Origin of the sequence: Nocardiopsis suaedae (genome assembly GCF_027706745.1) — a bacterium.
GTDB lineage: Bacteria > Actinomycetota > Actinomycetes > Streptosporangiales > Streptosporangiaceae > Nocardiopsis_A > Nocardiopsis_A suaedae.
In genome coordinates this window covers 1-16,767 of sequence record NZ_JAQFWP010000102.1, presented here as the reverse complement: position 1 = coordinate 16,767, position 16,767 = coordinate 1, and the positions used below count along the sequence as shown (strand labels likewise).

The 16,767-nt window shown below is 74.8% G+C and carries 13 protein-coding genes; 6 read left to right on the top strand and 7 right to left on the bottom strand.

Annotated features, from left to right (window positions below):
* The first annotated feature begins 821 nt into the window (after positions 1-821).
* A complete protein-coding gene (locus O4U47_RS29900; protein WP_270681346.1) occupies positions 822-1,424 on the top strand; it encodes a hypothetical protein in 603 nt (200 codons plus the stop codon).
* Between the two features lie 83 nt (positions 1,425-1,507).
* Here the strand turns inward: O4U47_RS29900 and arc are convergent, their stop codons facing one another.
* Both arc and O4U47_RS29890 read right to left on the bottom strand, forming a co-directional pair.
* Positions 1,508-3,277, bottom strand: a complete 1,770-nt coding sequence (arc, locus tag O4U47_RS29895; protein ID WP_270681345.1) for a proteasome ATPase — start codon at positions 3,275-3,277, stop codon at positions 1,508-1,510.
* Positions 3,278-3,501: 224 nt separating this feature from the next.
* Entirely contained in the window at positions 3,502-4,479 is a 978-nt protein-coding gene (locus tag O4U47_RS29890) for a tRNA (adenine-N1)-methyltransferase (protein ID WP_270681344.1), read from the bottom strand.
* 244 nt (positions 4,480-4,723) lie between these two features.
* Here O4U47_RS29890 and ppgK point away from each other — a divergent pair, with 244 nt between their 5' ends.
* Positions 4,724-5,503, top strand: a complete 780-nt coding sequence (gene ppgK / locus O4U47_RS29885; RefSeq protein WP_270681343.1) for a polyphosphate--glucose phosphotransferase — start codon at positions 4,724-4,726, stop codon at positions 5,501-5,503.
* A 253-nt stretch (positions 5,504-5,756) separates the two neighbouring features.
* Here the strand turns inward: ppgK and O4U47_RS29880 are convergent, their stop codons facing one another.
* A complete protein-coding gene (locus O4U47_RS29880; protein ID WP_270681342.1) occupies positions 5,757-6,122 on the bottom strand; it encodes a hypothetical protein in 366 nt (121 codons plus the stop codon).
* Positions 6,123-6,340: 218 nt separating this feature from the next.
* Here O4U47_RS29880 and O4U47_RS29875 point away from each other — a divergent pair, with 218 nt between their 5' ends.
* Together O4U47_RS29875 and O4U47_RS29870 are read left to right on the top strand one after the other, a co-directional pair.
* A complete protein-coding gene (locus O4U47_RS29875) occupies positions 6,341-7,591 on the top strand; it encodes a helix-turn-helix domain-containing protein (protein WP_408639051.1) in 1,251 nt (416 codons plus the stop codon).
* 64 nt (positions 7,592-7,655) lie between these two features.
* On the top strand, positions 7,656-8,129 hold the full coding sequence (locus O4U47_RS29870; protein ID WP_270681340.1) for a hypothetical protein: 474 nt from the start codon (positions 7,656-7,658) through the stop codon (positions 8,127-8,129).
* Between the two features lie 173 nt (positions 8,130-8,302).
* On the opposite strand, the gene O4U47_RS29865 is transcribed toward O4U47_RS29870, so the two are convergent.
* Positions 8,303-9,457 carry a site-2 protease family protein gene (locus O4U47_RS29865; RefSeq protein ID WP_270681339.1) on the bottom strand — a complete coding sequence of 385 codons (1,155 nt, stop codon included), beginning with the start codon at positions 9,455-9,457 and terminating at the stop codon, positions 8,303-8,305.
* 54 nt (positions 9,458-9,511) lie between these two features.
* Here O4U47_RS29865 and O4U47_RS29860 point away from each other — a divergent pair, with 54 nt between their 5' ends.
* On the top strand, positions 9,512-10,336 hold the full coding sequence (locus O4U47_RS29860) for a RecB family exonuclease (RefSeq protein WP_270681338.1): 825 nt from the start codon (positions 9,512-9,514) through the stop codon (positions 10,334-10,336).
* Positions 10,337-10,522: 186 nt separating this feature from the next.
* A complete protein-coding gene (locus O4U47_RS29855; RefSeq protein ID WP_270681337.1) occupies positions 10,523-11,785 on the top strand; it encodes a sensor histidine kinase in 1,263 nt (420 codons plus the stop codon).
* A 363-nt stretch (positions 11,786-12,148) separates the two neighbouring features.
* Here the strand turns inward: O4U47_RS29855 and O4U47_RS29850 are convergent, their stop codons facing one another.
* From O4U47_RS29850 to O4U47_RS29840, 3 genes are all read right to left on the bottom strand, one after another.
* A complete protein-coding gene (locus O4U47_RS29850; RefSeq protein ID WP_270681336.1) occupies positions 12,149-12,271 on the bottom strand; it encodes a hypothetical protein in 123 nt (40 codons plus the stop codon).
* Between the two features lie 226 nt (positions 12,272-12,497).
* Positions 12,498-15,095, bottom strand: coding sequence for an ABC transporter permease (locus O4U47_RS29845; protein WP_270681335.1), 2,598 nt, complete (start codon positions 15,093-15,095; stop codon positions 12,498-12,500).
* Entirely contained in the window at positions 15,092-15,862 is a 771-nt protein-coding gene (locus O4U47_RS29840) for an ABC transporter ATP-binding protein (RefSeq protein WP_270681334.1), read from the bottom strand. The genes O4U47_RS29845 and O4U47_RS29840 overlap by 4 nt, the downstream gene beginning before the upstream one ends.
* Between the last annotated feature and the right edge of the window lie 905 nt (positions 15,863-16,767).

The following is a 16,767-nucleotide window of genomic DNA, read 5'->3' as shown; positions in this document are numbered from 1 at the left end:
GGGGTGTGAGCCAGTGGGGACCCGACCGGGGGGGGGGGCGCCCCCGCCCGCGGACGGCCTCGTCAGACCGACCGCTCGTCTGGCCGCATCCGGTCCGTACCGGGGGGATCCCCGGTCCGGCCGAAGACGGCTAGCGTCGTGCGGTGTGACGTCGGAATCCGGAAGGGACCGGTCTCCCCTGCCCCGCCCACCCGCGTCCGGACACCGGGCCCTCGCGCACCGCCTGCTCGGGGCCGCGCGGCGGCACTGGCCGCTCCTCGCCCTTCCCGTCGTCGCCCTGGCCATCCACGCCCTCCTGGTCGCGGTCGGCGACCCCTGGTCGCCAGGCGAGTGGGCGAGCGGCGTCGTCTTCGCCTCCATCATGACGGTGGCGACGGTCCTGCTCTCCCGCCGCCAACAGCGCCTTCAGCAGTCCATCGCCGACCAGGCCCTGGTCGGCCGGTGCGCATCGATCGCCCGTGCCCTGGACGGCGTCACCGCCGAGTGCCGGTCTGGCGCCGTCCAGGGGGTGCTGATCGACGCCCGTGCCGGGCTGTACGTCCTTCCGTACGCGGAGCCCGGCGCGCGGCACGAGTTCCTGTCCACCGCCGGTGCCGCGCTCGACAGGATCTTCGGTGTGGTGACGGAGTCTGTTCGTCCCTACACCGCATGGACGCCCGAAGCGTGGGGGGGCGGTCGCCGAGGCCGCCGAGCGCCTGCTGGCGGTGACCCGCGCAGGGAGCGGACGTACAGGGGCGGCTTCGGACTCGGCAGGGCCGGCCGGCCTGGCCTCGACGACCGCGCGGCTCGTGGAGGCGTGCGCCTCGGCGCGTACCGGGGCGGTGCCCTTCTCCGCCTTCGAGGCGAGCTTCCGCCACGGCGACATCAGCCGCAAGGTGCGCTCGAGGCTCGATTGGTCGCTGCTGGAGCGGCTGGTCCGCGATGGCGGAGCGGCCATCCGGGTCCGCAGGGAGGCGTCACCGGCCTGGGCGGCGGCCCACACCGCCTACTCGGTCTGGTACACCGACGACAGCGGCACTTTCGCCGACTTCCACCACCCCGCCGCCGCCCCGATCCCCTTCCACCGGATCACCCGCCACTTCGGCGCCCTTCCCTCCGCCTCACGGGCGACCGTGCGCTCCATGGCGGCGTTCTTCGAGGCCCGCCGGGGGGCCGTGCTCCCGGTGACGGAGATCGTCACGCTGGAACTCGGCGAGGGCCGTGTGGTTGTGCTCGACGGCAATCACCGGTTGGCCGCCGTCTTCCTCAAGCGGGGCAACCGCCCCGCGCCCCTGCCCGTGATGTTCGTGGAGTACCGGGTCACGGCCCCGCTCAGCGCCGACCTCCTGCCCGACCTCTCCCACCATCGGCCGACGGCGGCCCCTACGGGCGCCGGGACGGACGGGGCGCGGCCCGGCGGTGGGGAGGAGGCGGCCTCCGCGTGAGAGTCCGCCGACGGCCCGGCGGAACGGGCAGGGCCCACCGGGACGTCCCGGTGGGCCCCTTCAGGCTGCCTCAGGCCGCGTTTCTACAGGTACTGGCCGGTGTTGGCCACCGTGTCGATGCTCCGGCCCGAGTCGGCGCCCTTCTTGCCGGAGACCAGGGTCCGGATGTAGACGATGCGCTCGCCCTTCTTGCCGGAGATCCGCGCCCAGTCGTCGGGGTTGGTGGTGTTGGGCAGGTCCTCGTTCTCGCTGAACTCGTCGACGCAGGCCTGCATCAGGTGCGAGACCCGGATGCCCTTGGACTGGTTGTCGATGAAGTCCTTGATGGCCATCTTCTTGGCCCGGTCCACGATGTTCTGGATCATCGCGCCGGAGTTGAAGTCCTTGAAGTACAGGACCTCCTTGTCACCGTTGGCGTAGGTGACCTCCAGGAAGCGGTTCTCCTCGGTCTCGGTGTACATGCGCTCGACGACCCGCTGGATCATCGCGTCCACCGTGGCCGACCGGGAGTCGCCGTGCTCGGCGAGGTCCTCATCGTGCAGCGGCAGCTCGTCGGTGATGTACTTGGAGAAGATGTCCCGGGCCGCCTCGGCGTCCGGCCGCTCGATCTTGATCTTGACGTCCAGGCGGCCGGGCCGCAGGATCGCCGGGTCGATCATGTCCTCGCGGTTGGAGGCGCCGATCACGATGACGTTCTCCAGCCCCTCGACGCCGTCGATCTCGCTGAGCAGCTGGGGGACGATGGTGTTCTCCACGTCGCTGGACACGCCCGAGCCGCGGGTGCGGAAGATCGAGTCCATCTCGTCGAAGAACACGATCACCGGCGTTCCCTCGCCGGCCTTCTCCCGGGCCCGCTGGAAGACCAGGCGGATGTGCCGCTCGGTCTCGCCGACGTACTTGTTCAGCAGCTCGGGGCCCTTGATGTTGAGGAAGAAGCTCTTGCCGACGTTCTGGCCGGTGCGCTGGGCCACCTGCTTGGCCAGCGAATTGGCCACCGCCTTGGCGATGAGCGTCTTGCCGCAGCCGGGCGGGCCGTAGAGCAGCACGCCCTTGGGCGGGCGCAGCTGGTGCTCGTAGAAGAGGTTCTTGTGCAGGTAGGGCAGTTCGACCGCATCGCGGATCATCTCGATCTGCCCGCCGAGGCCGCCGATGTCGGTGTAGGAGATGTCGGGCACCTCCTCCAGGATCAGCTCCTCGACCTCCGACTTGGGGATGCGCTCGTACACGTACCCCGAGCGCGACTCCAGCAGCAGGAAGTCCCCGGGGCGGATCGGCTCGTCGCGCAGCGGCTCGGCCAGCCGGACGATGCGCTCCTCGTCGTGGTTGGAGATCACCAGGGCGCGCTCGCCGTCCTCAAGGGCCTCCTTGAGCATGACGACCTCGCCCACCGTCTCGAAGGACTGCGCCTCGACGATGTTGAAGGCCTCGTTGAGCATGACCTCCTGGCCGGGGCGGAGCGTCTCCACGTCCACCGACGGGCTGACGTTGACCCGCATCTTGCGGCCGTTGGTGAAGATCTCGACCGTGTCGTCCTCGCGCGAGCCCAGGAACACCCCGAAGCCGGAGGGCGGCTGGGCGAGCCGGTCGACCTCCTCCTTCAGGGCCACGATCTGGTCGCGGGCCTCCTTCAGCGTGGAGACCAGGCGCTCGTTCTGCCCGTTCGCGGCGGCGAGGTTGGCCTGCGCCTCGCGGAGCCGGTCCTCCAGAAGCCGTACATGGCGAGGGGAGTCGGCGAGCTTGCGCCGGAGGACGCTGAGTTCCTTTTCCAAGTAGGAGACCTGGGCCGTGAGTTCTTCGACTTCACGGTCGCGCTCTGCCTGACGCTCGTCGTCGCGATCGGCCACGTCCGCCACCTCCTTATAAGAGGACGACTACTCGGAACCCTACCTACCCATGGACTATTCCTAACCTCCCGGGCGCTGCGAGTGTCGTAGGCCTCACTTTTCGATCTTGTAAAAGCCTAGGTCACCCTGGTACTGAAGCACGCGCCGTAATGAGAAAGTAACGTTTCCACCCGGGTCCGGGCGGGGCCGGGGCGTCCGGCCGCAGGACCGGTCCGGACGCCCGCGGCCGTGTGCTACGCCCCGGCGCCGTCGGCCCCGGACGCCTCCGGAGCGGCGGTCTGCGGCGCGGCCGCCGACGGAGCGGCGTCACCGCCGCCCTCCCTCTTCTTCTGCGCCTTCTGCCACTCCTCGCCGTAGGCGCCCTTGGCCGGGCGGCGGCGCCGCTCCGGCGGCTCGGCGTCGTCGGCCAGGCGGCGGGCGGTCACCAGGAAGCCGGTGTGGCCGATCATCTTGTGGTCGGGGCGCACCGCCAGGCCCTCCACGTGCCAGTCGCGCACCATGGTCTCCCAGGCGTGCGGCTCGTAGAAGCGGCCGTGGTCGCGCAGGGCCTCCACGACACGGGAGACCTGGGTCGCGGTGGCGACGTAGGCGCACACCAGCCCGCCGGGGATGAGGGCGTCGGCGACCGCGTCCACGCACTCCCAGGGGGCGAGCATGTCCAGGACGACGCGGTCGACCTCGCGCGGGGCGCCCGGCCCGGCGAGCCGCTCGTTCAGGTCGCCGACGGTCAGCTCCCAGGCGGGGTGGTCGTCCCCGAAGTAGCGGCGCACGTTGGTGCGGGCGATCTCGGCGAAGTCCTCGCGCCGCTCGAAGGAGTACAGCCGCCCGTGCTCGCCCACGGCGCGCAGCATCCAGCAGGACAGCGAGCCCGACCCGGCGCCGGCCTCGATCACCCGGGCGCCGGGGAAGATGTCGGCCTGGGCGAGGATCTGCGCGGCGTCCTTGGGGTAGACGATGGTCGCCCCGCGCTTCATCGACAGGGTGAAGTCGAGCAGCAGCGGCCGGAGGGCGACGTAGCCGACGCCGGAGGTGGAGCGGACCACGCTGCCCTCCGGCCGGCCGATGAGGTCGTCGTGGTCGAGCCGCCCCTTGTGGGTGTGGAACGCCGTACCGGCCTTCAGGGTGATGGTGTGCATCCGGCCCTTGGGGTCGGTGAGCTGCACGATGTCGCCGTCCTCGAAGGGTCCGCGGCGGCCGTGGATGCCGGTCACTGGTGCTCGTCTCTCCGGTGTCGTGGATGGTGGTCGACGGCGCGCCGCGGCAGGGCCTGAACAGTGTCCGGATACGGATCGACCTGCGGCCCGGCGCCGCCCGGGCGCGCGACGGCCCAGCGTATCCCCCGCGTGCGCGCGCGGCGTAATCGGTCGCGCGCGGGGGCATCGAATACGGGGGGAGGCCCCGAGCGGGCGGCGGGGGCCGCCCGGGCGGCGCAGGCGGCGGACCCAGGAGGCGGAGATGGCGGACCAGGCAGCGGGCGCGCACGTCGGCGTGGGCGTGGACATCGGGGGCAGCGGCATCAAGGGGGCGCCGGTGGACCTGGACTCGGGCGCGTTCACGGCCGGGCGGGTGAAGATCCGCACGCCGCACCCGTCCACCCCGGAGGCGGTGGCCGCGGTGGTGGCGCGGATCGTGGAATCGGTGGGCGGGAGCGCCCCGCCCGGGACTCCGCTGGGCGCGACCTTCCCCGGGGTGGTGCGCCACGGCACCGCGGAGACCGCGGCCAACGTGGACGACGGGTGGATCGGCCGGGATGTGGAGGGGCTGCTGTCGGCGGCGACGGGGCGGCCGGTGGCGGCGGTCAACGACGCGGACGCGGCGGCCGTGGCCGAGCACCGGTGGGGGGCGGCGCGCGGGGTGCGCGGCACGGTCCTGCTGACGACACTGGGCACGGGGATCGGCACGGCGCTGCTGGTCGACGGGCGCCTGGTGCCCAACACCGAGTTCGGCCACCTGGAGGTGGACGGGCACGACGCCGAGACACGGGCGGCGTCGGCGGCCAAGGAGCGCGAGGAGCTGTCGTACGAGGAGTGGGCGACCCACCGGCTGCAGCGGTACTACGAGGAGGTGGAGAAGCTGCTGTCGCCGGATCTGATCGTGATCGGCGGCGGGGTGAGCCGCAAGGCCGACAAGTTCCTCACGTACCTGAAGCTGCGGGCCGACGTGGTCCCGGCCGAGCTGCGGAACGCGGCGGGCATCGCCGGGGCGGCGCTGATCGCGGCCGAACGCTTCGCCTGACCCGCCGGGGGCGCCCACCGAAGAGGCGGCGGCCGGGGCGCGGCGGTGTGGGCCCGGCGGAGGCGGGTGCGCGTCCTTTGCGCCGAGCGATGCCGCTCCCTCCGTCAGGCGGAGGCTCGTTCGCGGGGCCGGCGGTCGTCGCGGACCGCCGCCCCACCGCGTCGGCCGGCCGCCGGGCCGTGCCCGGTCCGCCCGGAACGCGGCGGCCGGGAAGGCCCGGGGCGCCGCCTGGGCCCGCTCCGGGTCCCGGGGGTCAGGACTCGGGACGGGCGGGGGACAGCACGCGGACGATGCGCCGGGCGGCGCCCCGGGGGTCGGCGGCCGGGGTGAGCGGCGACTGGGGCAGGGCGGCGCCGCCCGGCAGGCCCTCGGCCTCCCAGCGCAGCCACCACCACAGGCTGCCGCGGTGCGGGCGCAGCACCGCGCGCTGCACGCGGCGGCCCCCCGCACCGGCGGCCTCGACGGTTCCGGTCGCCCGGTCGACGCGGGCCTCCAGGCCCCAGGACTGCAGTTCGGTCGTCAGTCCGCGCACCGCCCGCGCCCATGCGGCGTCGGGGGTCTTGTCAAGCCGATGACCGTTTCCGGTCACGCCGGGCACACCGGAACCACGGGTCTCCATGCTCGTCCGCCCTCCCGCTCGTCGACGAAATCCCAGCCAGGCGGGGACTTCAGTCCCTTGACTGTGCACCATCCGGCGCTCGCGGAACAGTCATATGCGGACTACGCATAGCAGCATTTCTTTCACACATAGCCATCAACGCCAGGTGGCGACCCTAACCTAGGCTCATGCCCCACCGAGACGGCGCTCTGCCACCGGAATTCTGGACCCGGCCGTCGATGGCCGCCGCCCTGTCCACGTGCGACATCGCCGCGATCGTGGAGGACGTCCGCCGCTACCGCGGCTGGTCGCAGGGCGAGCTGGCCCGCGCGGTCGGGTACTCCCAGAGCTGGGTGTCCCGCGTGGTGAACGGCCAGCAGTCGCTCACCGTCGACCAGGTGCGCGACCTGGCCTCCCGCCTGGGCATCCCGCTCCATCGACTCCGGTTCGGCGGTGCCCGCGAACCGGACGAGGGGGATCCCACGCGACGCAGAGAGTTCGGCAAGGCCGCGGCGGTGACCGCGCTGACGCTGCCGCTGTCGGCGGCGGCCGCGCCGGTACCGGCGGCCCAGGCCGAGATCCACGAGGAGACGGCGCCCACGCTGCGCGCCATCACCGGCGGCCAGCGGCGGATGGACGCCGCCGCGCCCGCCCGCGACCTGGCCCGGGGCGCGATCGCCCACGTCGAGCTGGCCGGGCTCACCCTGGAGCGGGCGCGCAACACGCCGTTCGCCGCCGACGTGGCCGCGGCGGCCAGCGAGGCCGCCGGATTCGCCGCCTGGCTGCACGCCGACATGGGCGACGCCGGGTCGGCCCGCTCCTATTACCGCGCCGCCGTCGAGCGCGCCCGGCGGGCCCGCAGCCGCCTGCTCGACGTGTACATGCTCGGCAGCCTGGCCGCGTTCGAGATCGACGCGGACGACCCGGCGCTGGGCCTGTCCCTGGCCCACGAGGCCGGGCGCCGCCTCGGGCCCGGCGCGCACCCCACCGCCACCGCCTGGCTGGCCTGCGTGCGCGCACAGGGCCAGGCGGGACTGGGCCGCACCGCCGAGGCCGACCGGGAGATCGCGCTGGCCGAGCGGTGCGTCGGGCGCGCGGACAACGCGCACCCGCCCTGGCCGTGGGTGTTCGCCTTCGACCCCGCGAAGGTCGCCGGGTACCGGGCCCTGGTCAACGTCCGCCTCAAACGCCCCGGGCAGGCGCGCACCGCCTTCGCCGAGGCGTTCTCCGGCACCCGGCCCGGCGCCAAGCAGGGGGCGGTCCTGCAGGTGGAGATGGCCCGGGCGCACGCCCACGCGGGCGACACCGACGAGGCCTTCCGGCTGGCCGGGGAGGCGCTCTCCACCGGGGCGCGGCTGCGCTCGGAGCGGGTCGTGGACCGGGTGCGGCGGTTCCGCAAGGAGTACCGGGGGCCGCGGGCCCGCGCCGCCGACCGGCTCGACGCCCAGCTGACCGCCGTGCTCACCGGCGGCCCGTCGTCCCCGGTCTGAGCAGGGGCGCCCGGGGGTATCCCCCACACCAGGCCCGTCGTTCCTCCGGGGAGGAGGGATTCGCGTGCGACGCATCGCCATCACCGGGCACCGGGGCCTGCCGCCCGCCGTCGAGCGGGAGGTCGACGCGGCCCTGCGCGCCCACCTGGCACCGCTCGACGGCGGGCTGATCGGGCTGAGCTGTCTGGCCGACGGCGCCGACACCCTGTTCGCCCGCGCCGTGGTCGAGGCCGGGGCCGACCTGGAGGCGGTGGTCCCGGCCGAGCGCTACCGGGACGGGCTGCCGCCCGCCCACCACCCGGTCTACGACGCGCTGCTGGCGCGCGCCGCGCTGGTGCACCGCCTGCCGTTCACCGACTCCACCCCGCAGGCGCACCTGGAGGCGGGCAGGCACATGGTGGACCACTGCGACGAGCTGCTGGCGGTCTGGGACGGCCGCGCGGCTCGCGGACCGGGCGGGACGGCCGACATCGTGGCGTACGCGCAGGAGCGCGACCGCCCCGTGGTGGTGATCTGGCCGGACGGCGCCCTGCGCTGAGGAGGGCACCGGTGTGGACGCGGCCCTCCTCACCGACCGCTCCCCGGCGCCCACGACCATCCGGACGCGCGTGGGAAACGGCCTCGGGCAGCCGCCATGCCGAACGCGCATGGCGGCGCCGCCGACGGATCCGGCTCGACCCGGCTCCCGGGCACCGCGTCGCGTCGCGGCGGTCAGGTCCCCGCGAAGGCGTCGCCCACGTCCCGCGAGCGCAGCACCCCGTACACGCCTCCGTCTTCGCGCACCAGCAGGTAGACGGGTGCGGGCGTGCGCCGCATGGCCTCCAGCAGGCGCTCGCCGTCCAGGTCGGCGTCGAGCACCGACCCGGCGGTGACGGCCACCGCCACCTGCGACACCGGCGTCCACGGCAGCCGCTCCTCGGGGACCCGCTCCTCGGCCCCGGGGTCGACGATCGACACGGGCGCACCGGAGGCGTCGGTCACCAGGACGGCGCCGGCGTCGGCCTCGCCCATCAGGCGGCGGGCCTCCGACAGCGGGGTGTCGCCGGACACCGGCACCGCGCGGCGGGCGAGGGTGCGTGCGCGCAGCTTGGGGATGCGCTCGCGGATCCGGGCGTTGCGGAGCGCGCTCCCGGCCCCCGTCCACATGAAGGCGCCCAGCAGCACGCCGAGCAGGACCATGAACACGCTCGGGGCCTCGCCGGTGCGCAGCGCGATCAGCAGCGGCGCCAGCATCACCAGCACGGCCAGGAAGCGCCCGCCCCAGGCGGCCACGACGGTCCCGGCGGTGGGGCGGCGGGTCAGCTTCCACACGGCCGCGCGCACCACCTTGCCGCCGTCCAGCGGCAGCCCCGGCAGCAGGTTGAACACGCCCACCAGGAGGTTGGCCACGAACAGCTGCCAGACGAGCACCCCCGCCACGGTGTCCGGAGGGACGAACGGCAGGGCGGCGAACCCGAGGGCGGCCAGGGCCAGCGACAGCAGCGGCCCGGCGAAGGAGATCCAGAACTCGCGGCCCGGGGTCCGCGCCTCGTCGCGCATCTCGGTGACGCCGCCGAGCATGAACAGGGTGATGCGGTGCACCGGAACGCCGAACATCCGGGCGACGACGGCGTGGGCCAGCTCGTGCACCAGCACCGACGCGTACAGCAGGACCGCGAAGGCGAACGCCACCAGGTAGGAGAGGGGGCCCAGGGCCAGGGTCCGCTCCACCACGGGCTCGTAGACGATGGTGATGATCGCGGCGATGATCAGCCAGGACGGGGTCACGTAGATCGGGATGCCGAAGGGGCGCCCCATGAGCAGGCCGGAGCCGCGCCCCGTCCCGCCCCGCGCCGCGGGCCGAGTGCTGCTGCCGTTGTCGGTCACACCGCCAGGCTACGCGGTGCGCACGGCGGGCGCGCCGCCCTAAGGTTGGGGGGCATGGACACCGCCTCCGCGCCGCTGCTTCCCGCCCTCTCCCCCTCCCGCGCCTCGGACTTCCTCCAGTGCCCGCTGCTGTTCCGGTTCCGGGTGATCGACCGGCTCCCGGAGAAGCCGAGCCCGGCGGCGCTGCGCGGCACGCTGGTGCACGCGGTGCTGGAGCGGCTGTACGAGCTCCCGGCCGACACGCGGACCCCGCGCACCGCCCGTTCGCTGGTCGAGCCGCAGTGGGAGAAGCTGCGCTCGTCGCGGTCGGAGGCGGCCGAGCTCTTCGGCGAGCCGGGGGGCGAGGACGAGCGGGCGTGGCTGGAGAGCGCCTACCCGCTGGTGGAGCGGTACTTCGACATGGAGCAGCCGCACCGGCTGGAGCCGCGCGACCGGGAGCTGCGCCTGGACGTGACCCTGGAGTCGGGGCTGCGGCTGCGGGGGTACGTGGACCGCCTGGACGTGGCGCCGACGGGGCAGATCCGGGTGGTCGACTACAAGACGGGCAAGACGCCGCGGCCCCGGTTCGAGGACAAGGCGAAGTTCCAGATCTTCTTCTACGGGGTCATGCTGTGGCGGGAGCTGGGCGAGGTGCCCACCCGGCTGCAGCTCATGTACCTGGGCGACGGCGGGGTGCGCTGGTACGAGCCGACCGAGGACGAGCTGCGGGCGGCGGAGGCGGAGATCTCGGAGATCTGGGCGGAGATCGAGCGCACGGCCCGGTCGGGCGAGTGGCGCCCGCGCAAGAGCAAGCTGTGCGACTGGTGCGACCACCAGGCGGTGTGCCCGGAGTTCGGAGGGACGCCGCCGCCGCTGCCGAACCCCGCACCGAGGGGCTGAGCCGTGTGGGCGCGGGCGTGCGGCCTTGAGCCGGGCGCGCTTGTCCTCCGGGCCCCAGCCCGGCCCCGCGCACCGTCCTCCCGGCCTGCGCACCCGTCACCCGTCTGCGGCATCGTCCGGGGGAAGGAGGGCGGATCGGCCTCGGGGAGGTGCTGCGGCGCCCCCTGCCGCCTCTAGCGTCGAGGTGTGTCCGCGTCCCCTTCCTCCCCGGCCCGCCGAATGCTCGCGTGGGCGCCCGCCCGCCGGCGGGACCGGGTGACCGATGCGCTGCTGGTGCTGCTGCTCGCCGGGCTCAACGCCGCGCTCGTCCCCACATGGAGCCGCACCGCCGAGTTCGATGCGGCCTTCACCTGGCCCCTCGGCGGCTACCTGGCCGGGTGCGCCCTGGCCGCGCTCATGGCGGCGCGCCGCCGCCTGCCCCTGACGGTGCTGGTGTGCATGTCGGTCGGCGGCGTGGCCGCCGAGGCGGCGGGCGCGTTCGTGTGGGGCGTGGCGGGGCCCGGAATCGCGGTGGCCTCGTACGCCGTCGGGCGGCACCTCCCCCTGGCGCGCAGCCTGGGTTCGCTGGGGGTGGGCGTCGCCGTGGACGCCGCCACGACCCTGGCCTCGCCTGCGCAGCCGCCCACCGACATGCCGGGGGCGACGCCGTACCTGCTCACGCTCGTGTGGATGGGCGGGGCCTGGTGGGTGGGGCGGCTGGTGCGGATGCGCACCTATGACACCGCCGAGCTGCGGGAGCGGGCGCGGCGCCTGGAGCGGGCCCGGGACGCGCACGTGCGCGCCGTGCTGGCCGAGGAGCGCTCGCGGATCGCTCGGGAGCTGCACGATGTGGTGGCCCACCACGTGAGCGTGATGACCGTCCAGGCGACGGCGGGTCGGCGGGTCATCCACCGGTCTCCCGAGACGGCCGAGCAGGCGCTGACCGACATCGAGGAGACGGGGCGGCAGGCGCTGGCGGAGATGCGGCGCATCGTCGGGGTGCTGCGGATGGCGGAGGCTCCCGAGGACGGGGGCGCCGAACGCGGGCCGCAGCCCGGGGCGGCCGACCTCGACGCGCTCGCCGCCCACCTGCGCGAGGCGGGCCTCGGCGTCGACCTGGAGGTGCGCGGGAAGGGCGGAGACCCGTCCCCGGCGCAAGGGCTGACGCTGTACCGGGTGGTGCAGGAGTCGCTGACCAACGTCCTCAAGCACGCGGGCGAGGGCGCGCGGGCGCGGGTGGTGGTGGACCTGGGCGCGGACGCGGTGACGGTGGAGGTGACGGACGACGGGGGCCGGGGCGGTCGGGCGGGTCGGGGCGGCCCGGGCCCGCGCCCACCGGAGGAGCCGGGCCACGGGCTGCTGGGCATGCGCGAGCGCGTATCCCTGTTCGGCGGCCACCTGGAAACAGGACCGACCGCGAACGGAGGGTTCCGAGTCCGAGCAGACATCCCGCACAACCGCCCGGCCTGAACCCAGGGCCCGCTGATGCTGGAGAACTCTGGGCGACCGGGGACGGGTCGGGCGTGGACGTCCGCTGGAGTGGTGGAACGTTCGGCATCCGCAGCCGCCATCCGCCTACGGCCTTCGGCCGTCCGGCGGTCGGCGGGAGGCGGTCGGCGGGAGGCGGTCGGCGGGAGGCGGTCGGCGGGACGCCGGTCGGTGCTGAAAGCGGGCTCGGCCCGCCCCCGGCACCGTGCCGACCACGCTGATCCGGTCCGTTGGAAATGACACCACTCCAGCGGACGCGCCCCATCGGGCAACCGTGGCCACCCCTCGGTCGGGACGCTGGCGGCAGGCCGGTCTCGCGCCGCCTTCCGCCACTCCGCCGCTCCGTCACTCCGTGGCGATGGCCTTGAGCACGTCCAGCCGGGACGCCCTCCACGCCGGCCACAGGGACGCCAGCACCCCGATGACGACCGAGGCCCCCAGCAGCTGGAGTGGTGGAACGTTCGGCATCCGCAGCCGCCATCCGCCGGTCGGCGGTCGGCGGTCGGCGGGACGCCGGTCGGTGCTGAAAGCGGGCTCGACCCGCCCCCGGCACCGTGCCGACCACGCTGATCCGGTCCGCTGGAAATGACACCACTCCAGCGGACGCGCCCCATCGGGCAACCGTGGCCACCCCTCGGTCGGGACGCTGGCGGCAGGCCGGTCCCGCGCCGCCTTCCGCCACTCCGCCGCTCCGTCACTCCGTGGCGATGGCCTTGAGCACGTCCAGCCGGGACGCCCTCCACGCCGGCCACAGGGACGCCAGCACCCCGATGACGACCGAGGCCCCCAGCAGCGCCGCCAGCGTCCCCGCCGGGACCGCGAAGACCACGATGCCGTCGTCCTCCAGGACCTTGTGCAGCGCCCAGGCGAACAGCAGGCCGACGCCCAGGCCCGGCAGCGCCCCGAACACGGCGATCACGACCGCCTCCAGGCGGATCATCCTCCGCAGGCCGACCCGGGACAGTCCCACCGCGCGCAGCAGGCCGATCTCGCGCACCCGTTCGGACGCGGACAGGGCCAGCGTGTTCGCGATCCCCAGCCCCGCGATCACCACCGACAGCACGAGCATCGCCGAGATGGTTCCGGTCAGCCGCGCCAGGCTCTCGCGGTTGCGCTCCTTCATCTCCCCCCGGTCGAGCACCTCGGCCCCCGGCGCGTCCTCCAGCGCCGTGTCGACCGCGGCGCGCGCCCGGTCCGCCGCGCCCGGCTCGGCGGTGACGTAGACCGCCGCCACCAGGTCCTCGTCGAAGTACTCGGTGTAGGCCTCGGGCGAGATCAGGTGGTCGGAGGCGACCATGGACCCGGCCGCGTACACCCCTTCCAGGGGCAGCTCGGCCTCCGTGCCGTCGGGGAAGACCACGGGGACGTCCCGGCCGACCCGCCACCCGCGCTCGTCGGCGACGTCCTGCGCCACCATCATCCCCGCCTCGGAGAAGTCCGCGCCGCCCTCCACCACGTCCAGCGACGCCGCGCGGGCCAGGCGGCCGGGGTCGCCGGAGGAGGCCATCGACGGGGCGCCCGCGACCTCCAGCTGCCCGACCCGGACCGCGGCCACCGCCGCCACGCCGGGCGCGCCGTCGACCTCGTCGACCACCTGCGGCGGGACCGAACGGTCGAAGCCCTCGGCGACCACGGCCAGGTCGGCGCCCATGGCCTCGTCGATCCTGCGGTCCACCGACTCCTCGGCGGACGCGCTGAGCGTCGCGACCGCAGCGACCAGCCCCAGCCCCACGGTCAGCGCCATCGCGGTGGCGGCGGTGCGGCGCGGGCTGCGCAGCGCGTTGTCCCGCCCCAGCCGTCCGGGCAGGCCCCACAGGCGGGGCAGCGGCGCCCCGACGGCGTGCAGCACCGGTCGGCCCAGCACGGGAGCCAGCGCGGCCAGCGCCAGGAGCACCAGCGCGGCACCGGCTCCGACCAGCCACGGCGCCGCGTCCCCTCCGGCCAGGAGGACGCCGCCCGTGGTCGCGGCCGCCCCTGCGACGGCGGCCGCCGACCCGGCCGCGACCCGGCCCGCCCCGGTGACCGGGGCGGTCGTGGCGCCGGTGTCGTCGCGCATGGCGGCCACCGGCGGAACGCGGGTGCCGCGGCGCACCGGCACGTAGGCGGCGGCGAGGGTGACCCCGACGCCGACCGCCACCGCGATGGCCGCGCTCGTGCCGGTGAGCCGGAGCGGCACCTCCGGCAGCCCTACCCCGGCCGCGCCCATGGCGGCCAGCACGCCCCGCGCCAGGGCCGCCCCGGCCGCCAGGCCCAGCGCCGAGCCGACCAGCCCCACGCCCAGTGCCTCCCCCATCACCACCGCGCGGACCTGTGCCTGGGAGGCGCCGACGGCGCGCAGCAGCGCCAGCTCCCGGACGCGGCGCGCCACCAGTACCGCGAAGGTGTTGGCGATCAGGAAGGAGGCGGTGAACAGGGCGATCCCGGCGAAGGTCAGCAGGAAGACCTCGAAGAACCCGAGGACCTCCAGCAGGGGGCCGGTCTCCTCGTCGCGCACGATGTCCATGGGCAGCGACTCGGCGCCGAGCGGCAGCACCGGGGCCACGGAGTCGGCGATCTGCCACTGCGACTTGGCGTCGTCGCCCACCAGGTGGAACTCGGTGACCCGGTCGGGGTCGCCGAGCAGCAGGCGCCGGGCGGTCTCGGGCTCGAAGGCCGCGACGGTCGCCCCGGCGGCCATGCCCACCTCACCGGCGCGGAAGACGCCGGTGAGCTCCATCTCGCGCTCGTCGGCGGCACCGCCGTCGGATCCGTCGACGGGGCCGCCGCCCGGGTCGGGGAAGCGCAGCACGGCGCGGTCGCCGGGTTCCAGGCCCTGGTCGGCGGCGGTGCCCTCGTCCAGGGCGAACTCACCGGCGCCCTCAGGGCCGCGGCCGGCCGTCAGGGTGATGCCCGACCCGGGCCTGCCGTGCCAGGTGGTGCCGATCTGCGGCGGCCCCTGCCCGCCGACCTCTTCGCCGCCGGGGCCCAGCAGCACGGCGGTGCCCTCGGCGACCGGGTGGACGCTCTCGACCTCCTCGGGTTCGGCCAGCTCCTCCGCCAGGTCGGCGGGGAGTCCGGGGCCGGCGCCGAAGGCGGGCCCGGCCTGCTGGGAGAAGGCCTGCTCGGTGCGGACCACGGCGTCCACGTCGGCGTTGACGCCTTCGAACATGCGGGTGAAGGACCGCTCCATGGTGTCGGTGAGGATGAGCGTGCCGCTGGTGAACGCCACGCCCAGCACCACGGCGACGGCGGTGAGGGCCAGGCGGAGGCGGTGGGCGGCCAGCCCCCGCAGGGCGAGGCGGAGCAGGATCATGCCGGGCTCCCCGCGCTCTTCATGCGCTCCAGGATCGTGTCGGCGTCGGGGTCGGCCAGGTGCCCGGCGACGCGCCCGTCGGCGAGGAAGACGACCAGGTCGGCGTAGGAGGCGGCGGAGGGGTCGTGGGTGACCATGACGGTGGTCTGGCCGTGCAGGTGGGCGGCGTCCCGGAGGAGGCCGAGCACGTCGCGGCCGGAGGCGGTGTCGAGGTTGCCGGTGGGTTCGTCGGCGAAGACGATGTCGGGGCGGGCGGCGAGGGCGCGGGCGCAGGCCACCCGCTGCTGCTGCCCGCCGGAGAGCTCCGAGGGGCGGTGGCCGAGCCGGTCGCGCAGGCCGACGGCGTCGATGACCCGGTCGAGCCAGTCCCGGTCGGGGCGGCGCCCGGCGATGTCGGCGGGCAGGGTGATGTTCTCCAGCGCGGTGAGCGTGGGGACGAGGTTGAAGGCCTGGAAGACGAATCCGACCCGGTCGCGCCGGAGGCGGGTCAGGGCGCGCTCGGTGAGGCCGGTGAGGTCGGTGCCGCCGAGGAGGACCCGTCCGGAGGTGACCGTGTCGAGCCCGGCCATGCAGTGCATGAGCGTGGACTTGCCGGACCCGGAGGGGCCCATGACGGCGGTGAGGCGGCCCTGGGGCACGGCGAGGCTGACACCGTCGAGGGCGGCCACGCGGGAGTCGCCCTTGCCGTAGATCTTGCGGACGTCCTCGACGGCGGCCGCGGCGGGCGGGTCGGCGGACTCCTCGGACGTCGCTGCGGTCTGGGTCATGGTGTCCTCCCGGCGGGAGACGGGTCGGGAAATTACGGGGCTGGTCGGGATAGTGGGGGGGTCGAGAAAGTGCGGGGCGGCACAGGACGGAGCGGGCTTCTCTGCGGGCCCGGCCCGGCGGCCGGGAGGTCGGGTGTCGGAGTCCTGTCCCCGGAATCGTCCGGCCGCCGGATACCCCGCGCCATGGCCCCGACGCTAGGCCGCACCCCCGTCGCGCGCCTCCCCCTGGAGAGGTATTCGGCACTACGCAGAGGGACGTGCACAGGGGACGGAGCCTTTCAGCAGCCTGCGCGCGTGCCGGTCGAACACCGGACTACCGGTCGCCCGGGAACAGCACGGGAGGACCGGAGCGAGGGGGTCCCTACCAGCGGAATCCGGCCCGGCGGCGGGCCAGCGCGGTACGGGGCAGACAGCGGCGACGACGAAGGTCGGCGCCCCTACCCGCAGCGCTGTCGGCCGCACGGCGTGTGCGTGGTCACCGTGATGGGCGGCAACGGCGGAAGCGGGGCGGTTCCCCGGGCCTGCTTGCCGGGCGGCAGGCCCCTCGCGGTCCGGGTCGGCGGCGGCTCGGCCGGTACCCCGCTGATGGGCCCCCGGCCGTCCGCCGGGCCGTGGGGGTGCCAGGTAGATAGCAGCAACGACGAAGGTCGGCGCCTCTACCCGCAGCGCTGTCGGCCGCGCGGCACGTACGTGGTCACCGTGATGGGCGGCAACGGCGGAAGCGGGGCGGTTCCCCGGGCCTGCCTGCCGGGCGGCGGGCCCCTCGCGGTCCGGGTGGGCGGCGGCTCGGCCGGTACCCCGCTGACGGGCCCCGGCCGTCCGCCGGGCCACCGGAGCGCCCTCCCCGCGTTGATCTCGACAAAAGTGCTGCCAAAACCGCCGGAATGACAGCACTTCCGTCGAGA